The sequence below is a fragment of the Sulfitobacter sp. UBA4523 genome, assembly GCF_002388305.1.
Lineage (GTDB): Bacteria > Pseudomonadota > Alphaproteobacteria > Rhodobacterales > Rhodobacteraceae > Sulfitobacter > Sulfitobacter pontiacus.
On the sequence record NZ_DGMH01000031.1, the window covers coordinates 7,120 to 15,325 of the forward strand.

Below are 8,206 nucleotides of genomic sequence, written 5' to 3' on the forward strand. Positions count from 1 at the left end.
CCCCAGCCCGACCGTATCGACGGCGCGCGCCACCCGCGCGACACGCCGCAGCTTTTCGGCCAGTCGGCGGCAGAGGCCGCGTTCCTCGATGCTTTCAACTCGGGCAAGCTGCACCACGGCTGGCTGCTGACCGGACCGCGTGGGGTGGGCAAGGCCACCTTGGCGTGGCGTATTGCGCGGTTCTTGCTGGCCACCCCCGATGCGGAGGACGGCGGCATGTTCGACACCCCCGCCCCCATCAGCCTTGATATCGATCCCGACCACCCCGTCGCCCGCCGCATTGCGGCCGGGGGCGAAGGCGCGCTGAAGGCGATCACGCGTTCTGTTGACGAGAAAACCAAACGGCTGCGCAAGCAGATCGTCGTGGATGACATCCGCAAGCTGAACGGGTTCTTCCAGATGTCCGCTGCCGATGGCGGGCGCCGTGTCGTGATCGTCGATGACGCCGACCTGATGAACCCCAATGCCGCGAACGCTCTGCTCAAGATGCTGGAAGAGCCGCCCGCCCGCGCGATCATGCTGCTGATCAGCCACCGCCCCTCCGGCCTGCTGCCCACCATCCGCTCGCGCTGCCGGACCCTGCGGCTTGGCACCCTGACGCCGGACGATATGGCGCAGGCGCTCGGGCAGTCCGAGGTGGATATTCAGGGCGATCCCGCAGCGCTCGCGGCGCTTTCCGGCGGGTCTGTCGGCGGCGCGCTGTCCCTGTCGCTGATGGGCGGGCTCGCGATGTATGGCGAACTGGTCGCCCTGCTTGATACGATGCCGCGGCTGGACCGCGCCCGCGCGCTCAAACTGGCAGAGGCCGCCGCCGCCCGCGGGGCCGAAGAAAAACTGTCACTGCTGTTCACGCTGGTGGATCTGCTGATGCTGCGATTGGCCCGCACCGGTGCCCTTGGCCGCCCACCCGAAACCGCCGCCGCCCCGAACGAGGCCGCGGTGCTGACCCGCCTGTCGCCCACCCCCGCCCAAGGACGGGTCTGGGCCGAGACCGCGCAAGACATCGGCACCCGCGCGCGCCACGGGATGGCGGTCAACCTTGACCCTGCCGCACTGGTCCTAGATACCCTGTTCAAGATGGGCGACGCCGCACCGCGCTAGCCCACGCAAGACGAACAGGCAGGACCCCAGGCATGACAGACAGCACCCGCGACATTCACCCGATCACCGACAGTCACTGCCACCTGGACTTTCCCGATTTCGACGGTGAACTGCCCGATGTGATCGCCCGCGCCCAAGCCGCAGGGGTGACACGCATGGTCACCATCTGCACCAAGCTCAAGAACGAACCCGCCGTGCGTGCCATTGCCGAGGCGCATGCCCCGGTTTTCTATGCCGCCGGCACCCACCCGATGAGCGTCGCGACAGAGCCGATGGCCAGCTATGACGACCTAATGGCGCTGACCCAACACCCCAAGATGGTGGGCATCGGCGAAACGGGGTTGGATTACCACTACACCGCTGACAGCGCCGAGGCGCAGCAAGCCAGCCTGCGCACCCATATCGCCGCGTCCCGTGACAGCGGCCTGCCCCTGATCATCCACGCCCGTGACGCCGATGACGATATGGCCCGTATCCTCAGAGAGGAACATGCCAACGGGGCCTACCCTTGCGTGATGCACTGCTTCTCCTCGACACAGGCGCTTGGCCGTGCGGCGCTGGATCTGGGGTTCTACCTGTCGATGTCGGGCATCACCGCCTTCCCAAAATCCCAGGACCTGCGCGACATCTTTGCCGATGCCCCGCTGGACCGGATATTGGTCGAAACCGACAGCCCCTATCTGGCCCCGCCGCCCCATCGCGGCAAACGCAACGAACCGGCCTTTACCGCCCATACGGCGCGGCGTGGGGCAGAAACCTTTGGCATCGATTATGCCAGCTTTGCCGCGCAGACGCAGGCGAATTTCGACCGGCTGTTTACCAAGGCCGCCCAATATCAGGACGCCGCCTGATGGCCGAGATGAAGATCACCATCCTGGGCTGCGGCTCGTCTGGCGGGGTGCCGCGCCTTGGCGGGCACTGGGGGGCCTGCGATCCGGCCAACCCCAAGAACGCAAGACGCAGATGCTCCATCCTGGTCGAGCGGATCACGGATGCGGGCACGACATCGGTGCTGATCGACACCTCCCCCGATATGCGCAGCCAGCTGCTTGATGCGGGCGTCGGACGGCTGGACGCGGTGCTTTATACCCACTCCCACGCCGATCATGTGCACGGGTTGGATGACCTGCGGATGATCGTGATCAACATGCGCCAACGTCTGCCGGTCTGGGCCGACACGCCCACGCGCGAGGCGCTGCTGGACCGTTTCGGCTATGTGTTCATCCAGCCCCCCGGATCGTCCTACCCGCCGATCCTCGAGATGAACCATATTGACGGCGACGTGACGATCGACGGGCCCGGTGGCACGCTCTGCTTCACGCCCTTTCTGGTGAACCACGGCGGGATGGATGCGCTTGGCTTCCGCGTCAATGATGTGGCCTATCTGCCCGATGTGGCGCAGATCCCCGATGACATCTGGCCCCACCTCAAGGGCCTGCGCTGCTGGATCGTCGACGCGCTGCGCCGCGACCCGCATCCAACCCACAGCCACCTGGCTCAGACCCTGGACTGGATCGAACAGATGGCACCGCAAACCGCTGTGCTGACCAATATGCACAACGACCTCGACTATGACACGCTGGCCGCGGAAACCCCCGACCATATCGAACCCGCCTTTGATGGCATGACCCTGAGCTTTCCGGTCTAGCCCCCGCCCGCGGGGTCCGGACTTCATTTTGCCCTATAAACTCCACGGGGGCGTGGGGGTGTGAAACCCCCACTCCGACAGCGCCACCCGCACCCAAGGCCATATCTCTCGTGCAAACGCTTCTCGAAGTCATCCTGCCCGTCTTCCTTGTCATCGGCTTTGGCTATGTCTCTGTCTGGCGTGGGTATTTTCCGGTCTCGGGCATCGACGGGGTCATGCGGTTCGCGCAAAGCTTCGCGATCCCCTGCCTGCTGTTCCAATCAATCGCGCATCTGGATCTATCGGCCTCTTTCGACCCGCGACTGCTGTTCAGCTTCTACACCGGCGCGGCGGTCTGCTTCACGCTGGGTCTGTTCGGCGCGCGCATCCTGTTCAAACGCGACTGGGAAGACTGTGTGGCCATCGGGTTCTGCAGCCTCTTTTCCAACTCGGTCCTGCTGGGGCTGCCGATCACCGAACGCGCCTATGGGCCCGAGGCGCTGATCGGGAACTTTGCGATCATCGCCATCCACTCGCCGTTCTGCTACGGGCTGGGGATCACGGTGATGGAGTTCGTGCGCAACCGGGGCCAATCCGGACCGGCCTTTGCGCGCAATGTGGCGCGGGCGATGTTCCACAATCCGCTGGTTCTGGGCATCCTCGCGGGCTTTGCCGTGAACTTTAGCGGGCTGGCGATCCCCGGTGTGATCGACGACGCGCTGTCGCTGGTCGTGCGCGCCGCCCTGCCCGCGGCGCTCTTTGCCTTGGGCGGCGTGTTGATCCAGTACCGCCCCGAGGGCGACAGCAAGACCATCGCCATGGTCTGCCTTTTGTCACTGATCGTGCATCCCGCGATTGTCTGGTTCATGGGCAGCGGCTTTGGCCTGCCGCAGGATCTGTTCCGCTCGGGCGTGCTGACGGCAGCGATGGCACCGGGGTTCAACGCCTATATCTTCGCCAATATGTATGGCCGCGCGCGGCGGGTCGCGGCAAGCTCGGTGCTGGTGGCGACGGTGGGGTCGGTGCTGACCGCGTGGCTCTGGCTCAGCGTGCTGCCATGATGCCCGTGCTCTATTCTTTCCGGCGCTGCCCCTATGCCATGCGCGCGCGGCTGGCGCTGCGGTCGGCCCGCCAGCAGGTGCAGCTGCGCGAGGTCGTGCTGCGCGACAAGCCCGCCGCCTTTCTGGCGACCTCGCCCAGTGGGACGGTGCCCTGTCTGGCGCTGGATACGGGCGAGGTCATTGACGAAAGCCTCGACATCATGATCTGGGCCCTGCGCCGACACGATCCCGAAGGGCTGCTGAACATGCCTGACGCGGGATGGGACTGGATCAACCGCTGCGACGGGCCGTTCAAACACGCACTGGACCGCACGAAATACGCCACCCGCTATCCCGACGCCGATCCGGAGGCAGAGCGGGCCAAAGCCGCCGCCCATCTGACGGCGCTGGACGCGCAAATTGGCACCTATATTTTCGACACCCCCAGCCTTGCCGACATGGCGATTGCCCCCTTCGTGCGGCAGTTCGCCTTCATCGACAAACCCTGGTTCGACGCGCAGCCCTGGCCGCAGTTGCAGGCGTGGTTGGACCGGTTCCTGACCGCGCAGGCCTTTACCGCCGTGATGGATAAATACCCGCAATGGGCAGAGGGCGACGCGCCTACGGTCTTTCCTGCCTAGGCCGAAAAACCCTTCGCCCCGCCCCCGCGTACGCTGCATCGCGGCACAAGTTATCCTACGTCACAAAGCCCCGCCGCCACCCTGACAGCCGTCAGGCAGGTTGCCACAGCGGCGTGCACGCTCCTAACCTTGGGTCGTGGTCCCACCGGATCACAACAACCGGGAGGAGATATAATGAAACATTTCAGATCAGGTCTGGTCGCCGGGGCGCTGGCCCTTGGCACCGCCTTTGCCACCCTAACCCCCGCATGGGCCCAAGAGTTGCCCCGCGGCGATGCGACCGCCTTGGGGTTCGACCCTGACCGACTGGCGCGGATGGATGCCACCTTTGGCGCGCTGGTGGACAAGGGGATGACGCCGGGGGCCGTGCTGATGCTGATCCGCGACGGTCAGATCGCGCATCTGTCCACCATGGGCAAACGCACCCCCGACGGGGAGCCGATGACCGAAGACACGCTGTTCCGCATCTACTCCATGACCAAACCCATCACATCCGTCGCCGCGATGATGCTGGTCGAAGAAGGCAAACTGCTGCTGAACGCGCCTGTCTCGACCTATCTGCCCGCCTATAAGACCCTGAGTGTGGTCACCGGCGAGAAAGACGCCGAGGGCAAGCCCGTGACCCGCCCCGCCAAAGGCGTGATGACCGTCCGCGACCTGATGCGCCATACCTCGGGGCTGACCTATGGCTTCTTCGGGGCCGGTCCCGTGCGCGAGGCCTATAACGCGGCCGGGGTCGCCTCGCCCGAGAACACGGCGATCGAGCAGGCCAATCTGCTGGCGTCCCTGCCGCTGGAGCATGACCCCGGCACCACATGGGAATATTCCCGCGCGACGGATGTTCTGGGCGCGGTGGTAGAGGTCGCTTCAGGCCAGACGCTCGAAGAATTCATGAAGGCGCGTATCTTCGACCCGCTGGGGATGGAGGATACGGCCTTCTACATCGATGACGCTGCGGATTTCCCGCGGATCGCCGAACCCTTCGCCGATCAGGCCAAACTGGGCAGCCGCGATGTTTTTGACCCGCGCGTGCGCAAGCCGAACCAGTCGGGCGGCGGCGGGCTGATGTCCACCGTGCATGACTACGCCAAATTCGCGCAGATGATGCTGAATGGCGGAGAGTTGAACGGCACGCGGCTGCTGTCGCCTAAGTCGGTGCAGCTGATGACCTCGAACCACCTTGAAGGCATCAAACCCGGTAAATACTACCTGCCTGGCCCCGGCTACGGCTTTGGTCTGGGGTACGGTGTGCGGCTCGATACTGGCAACGCCCCGTCGTTTGGCTCTGCCGGCTCATACTACTGGGGAGGTGCCGCGGGCACCGGCTATCACGCGGACCCTGCCGAAGATATGATCGCGCTGCTGATGATCCAATCGCCTGCCAATCGGGGGCCGCTGCGGCTGATCTTCAAGAACCTCGCCTTTAGCACGCTGGCCGACAGCCGCGTCGACGACTGACCTCGCGGGGCCACGCGCCCTGCCCCATACCCTCGCGCAAAAGGCCCCTGACGTCGGGGCCTTTTGTCGTTCAGCACGATAGATCGCTGGCTTGCGACAGGGGAACCCCCTAAAATTTCACACCGGCCATTGTCAGCGGGATGGTCCGCGTTACGTCATCGCTTTGATTATAAAGGGTTCACATTGTGGCAACAGAAACACTCGGCGCGCTAAATCCTGTAACTGCGATCGCATTGGTCGGCGCGATCGGGGTGGGGTCTCAATGGATCGCATGGCGGCTGCGCATGCCCGCGATCGTGCTGATGCTGGTGGCCGGTATCCTGATCGGGCCGGTTCTGGGGATCTTCGACCCCGCACGGGATATCGGGCCGTTGATGGGGCCGATGATCTCTATCGCCGTGGCGATTATCCTGTTCGAGGGCGGTCTGTCGCTGAACTTTCACACGCTGCAGGACGCGGTCGGCGGTGTCCGGCGGCTGGTCTATATCGGCGCGCCCCTTGGCTGGTTGATGTCGGCGCTGTCGCTGCATTATGTGGCGGGGCTCAGCTGGTCCAGCGCGGCCGTCTTTGGCGGGATCATGATCGTGACCGGCCCCACGGTGATCGCGCCGCTGTTGCGCACCGCGCGGCTGTCGCGCCGCCCTGCCACCCTGCTGCAATGGGAGGCAATCCTGAACGACCCCATCGGCGCGCTGGCCGCTGTGCTGGCCTTCGAGGTTGTGATCGCGCTGAACACCGCCACCACCGCGTCCGAGGCGATGCTGGAGCTGTTTATCGGTGCCGCCGTCGCCACTGCCGCCGGTGTCGCTGCGGGGATCGGCCTGTCGCGCGCCTTCAAACGCGGCTGGGTGCCCGAATATATGAAGGTGCCCGTGCTCTTTGCCCTGCTGCTGGGGGTCTTTGCCGCGTCCGATGCCGTGCTGCATGAAAGCGGGCTGCTGGCGGTGACCATCATGGGGATCGTGATCGCGAACTCCAAACTGCCCAGCTACGAGGAAATGCGCCGCTTCAAGGAACATGCCACCGTGCTGCTGGTGTCGGGCGTGTTCATCCTGTTGGCCGCAGGGCTGGATGTAGAGGCGCTTGGCAATCTTGACTGGCGCGCGGCGGCGTTTGTCGCTGTGGTCGTGCTGGTCGCACGGCCAGTGACGGTGTTTATCTCGCTCGTCGGGTCGGGCATCCCGTTCCGCGAAAAATTGCTGGTGGCCCTGACCGGACCGCGCGGCGTCGTGCTGGTCGCGGTCGCGGGTCTGTTCGGCGAACGCCTGCTCAGCCTCGGGTTCGAGGACGCCGCCCTGATCGCACCGCTTGCCTTTGCGCTTGTGGCGGTGACCGTGGTGGTCAACGGCTTCACCCTCGCCCCCTTTGCGCGGCTTTTGGGGCTGACCGGTGCGGACACGCCCGGTGTGGTGATCATCGGCGGCTCGGACTGGACCACGCAGCTGGCCGAAGTGCTGAAAAAAGCGAAGATTCCGGTGCTGATGACCGACCCCAACTTCATCCGCCTGCGCAAGGCGCGCGCGGCGGGGATCGATACATTCTCGGGCGATATTCTGTCAGAGGCGGCAGAGCAGCGCGTGGAACTCGTCAGCTATGCCACGCTGATCGCTGCCACGGATAACGACGCTTACAACACGCTGGTCACCACCGACCTGGCACCGGAATTCGGCCGCGAGAATGTGTTTCAGGTAATGCGCGAGAAATCCGAAAGCAGCCGCCACCAGTTACCCCGCACCCTTGGCGGACGGCCCTTGGGCCTAGAGGCGACCCATGCGGAACTGCGTGATCTGATCGCCCAAGGCTGGCGCTTCCGCAGCACGCGTCTGTCCGAGGAGTTCACGCTGGAAGACTGGCGCGCCGAAAGCCCCGAGGCGCGGTTGCTTGCCCAGATCACCACCAGCGGCGAGATCAAGTTCATGCGCAAGAACGAGGAGTTCAAAGGCGGCGACGGCATCCATGTGATCGCTCTGCGCCCGCCGGAAGAGTGATCAAACCACACCCACCCGCGCAGCATGCTATCTGCGCGGGTATTTCAGCTTTGCATTAACCTTAATTGGACCATTTTTTCGCCACACCGGTCAGGCAGGTGCTTCAGTCATGTAGGTAACCAACTGAAAAGGCACATCTATGTTAATAAGTTCACTTTTCTCTGGCGGCAGCCAGCAGTCTCAGCCCAAAGGGGCCGAGAAACAGAAAGATAAGTCCGAGACCGGTAACACCGAAAAGAACACCGCCAAAGCCAAAGACGAACAGCCGGCCGCGCAAGAGACGCAGCCCACCGCTGAAACTGCCCCTGCGCAGTCGTCTCAGGCCGCCGCCCCTGCGCAGAAAGCGCAAGC

7 protein-coding genes and 1 pseudogene are annotated in these 8,206 nt (G+C 64.5%); all 8 read left to right on the forward strand.

What is annotated here, in order from left to right; genetic code table 11:
* Positions 1-1,101, forward strand: a 1,101-nt coding sequence (locus B3849_RS07945) for a DNA polymerase III subunit delta' (RefSeq protein ID WP_286780001.1), incomplete at its 5' end; no start/stop codon positions are given.
* 32 nt (positions 1,102-1,133) lie between these two features.
* A complete protein-coding gene (locus B3849_RS07950) occupies positions 1,134-1,952 on the forward strand; it encodes a TatD family hydrolase (RefSeq protein WP_278424514.1) in 819 nt (272 codons plus the stop codon).
* Positions 1,952-2,749 carry an MBL fold metallo-hydrolase gene (locus B3849_RS07955; protein WP_005852683.1) on the forward strand — a complete coding sequence of 266 codons (798 nt, stop codon included), beginning with the start codon at positions 1,952-1,954 and terminating at the stop codon, positions 2,747-2,749. The genes B3849_RS07950 and B3849_RS07955 overlap by 1 nt, the downstream gene beginning before the upstream one ends.
* A 110-nt stretch (positions 2,750-2,859) precedes the next feature.
* Positions 2,860-3,789, forward strand: a complete 930-nt coding sequence (locus B3849_RS07960; protein WP_132996800.1) for an AEC family transporter — start codon at positions 2,860-2,862, stop codon at positions 3,787-3,789.
* Positions 3,786-4,409: a glutathione S-transferase gene (locus B3849_RS07965; RefSeq protein WP_278424523.1), complete on the forward strand. Its 624-nt coding sequence runs from the start codon at positions 3,786-3,788 to the stop codon at positions 4,407-4,409. The genes B3849_RS07960 and B3849_RS07965 overlap by 4 nt, the downstream gene beginning before the upstream one ends.
* Before the next feature lie 174 nt (positions 4,410-4,583).
* A complete protein-coding gene (locus B3849_RS07970) occupies positions 4,584-5,867 on the forward strand; it encodes a serine hydrolase domain-containing protein (protein WP_278424517.1) in 1,284 nt (427 codons plus the stop codon).
* A gap of 185 nt (positions 5,868-6,052) precedes the next feature.
* Positions 6,053-7,855 (forward strand): cation:proton antiporter, encoded by a 1,803-nt coding sequence (locus tag B3849_RS07975; RefSeq protein ID WP_278375287.1) that lies wholly within the window; start codon positions 6,053-6,055, stop codon positions 7,853-7,855.
* 139 nt (positions 7,856-7,994) lie between these two features.
* Positions 7,995-8,206, forward strand: a pseudogene (locus B3849_RS07980) (hypothetical protein); the annotation flags it as partial.